This is a genomic window from Cobetia sp. BMC6 (genome assembly GCF_029991385.1).
GTDB lineage: Bacteria > Pseudomonadota > Gammaproteobacteria > Pseudomonadales > Halomonadaceae > Cobetia.
Map to the genome: position 1 here is coordinate 1 of NZ_JAKUMF010000061.1, position 446 is coordinate 446.

Genomic DNA, 446 nt, shown 5'->3' on the forward strand with positions numbered 1-446 from the left:
ACTCTGTAAGCCGTAAAGTTGAGCATTCGACCACCAGATAAGTTTGTGATCACTTTCCGGCCTTTATTTGGAATACTCGATTGTTCAGCTAGATAAGCATTTACACCGCCTTTCTCAACATATCCACCATCAGCAATGAGATTGCTGTTGGATTGCCAATACGTTTTTGCTGTTGATAAAATCGCCCCGTCATTACCAAGGGCGGAGGCAAGGTTGGCATCAACTACGACACCACCAGATACTTTTAGCTTGTTAAGATTCCATCGCCACCGAGCATCGTTTGAAGGTAAAAACATAGGAAAATAAACTGCATCACGATGTGATAATTTATCTGAATTATTTGATGCTACCGATGGCGAAGAAAAAGTTGAGTTGACCTCTCTGATATCGGTAAGAACATCATCAAATGCATCACTTAGCGCTTTTGCAGACTCTGCGAAAATATA

General features: G+C 41.3%; 1 protein-coding gene. It reads right to left on the reverse strand.

Features of this window, described 5'->3' with window-relative positions; all coding sequences use genetic code 11:
* On the reverse strand, positions 1 to 446 hold a 446-nt coding region (locus MKZ40_RS16990; RefSeq protein WP_282627993.1), incomplete at both ends, for a hypothetical protein.